Origin of the sequence: Pseudomonas sp. EL_65y_Pfl2_R96, from assembly GCF_963970905.1 — a bacterium.
Classification (GTDB): Bacteria; Pseudomonadota; Gammaproteobacteria; order Pseudomonadales; family Pseudomonadaceae; genus Aquipseudomonas.
This window is the reverse complement of record NZ_CAXAQH010000349.1, coordinates 1-453: the sequence shown is the minus strand read 5'-3', so window position 1 is coordinate 453 and position 453 is coordinate 1. Positions and strand designations below refer to the sequence as shown.

1 protein-coding gene is annotated in these 453 nt (G+C 62.9%); it reads right to left on the bottom strand.

Annotated elements, in window-relative coordinates; translation table 11 throughout:
• A partial coding sequence (locus AACY49_RS30985) for a hypothetical protein (RefSeq protein ID WP_339528129.1) occupies positions 1–286 on the bottom strand: 286 nt, incomplete at its 3' end.
• Positions 287–453: the final 167 nt, after the last annotated feature.

Here is a 453-nt window from a genome sequence, read left to right as displayed (position 1 = left end):
GACAGGCAAGGCAGCCTCCCAGTTTCGGGCACACGCGACCAGGATGGGCATGTCCGCTGTCAGTCGGGCGAAGGCAGTCGTGGCCGAACAGCGCCGTCACCGGCGCGCCGGTATCCGCGCCTCTATGTTGCGAGCGATCCGAGATTGTCTCGCCGCGGACCCATGTGATCATCAGCGCCTGAAGTCGGGCGATCGTATCGCGTTCGAGGCGGCGAACGGCATCGCCGGCGACGTAGATATCTGTGGTGGCGACACTCGCATGATTAAGGACCGCCTTGGCCGCCATGATGTCGCCCTGCGATGCAGTATAATGGGCGCTTGCCATGCTGCTGCGGAACAGCTAGGGCGAGAAGTCGGGAAGCAGCGCACGAGGCTTTTCGGGATGCGCTTCGTTCCACGAGGCGATTGCAGCGTTCTGGCGCTCGTAGAAGCGCAACATTGCCGATCGCAACA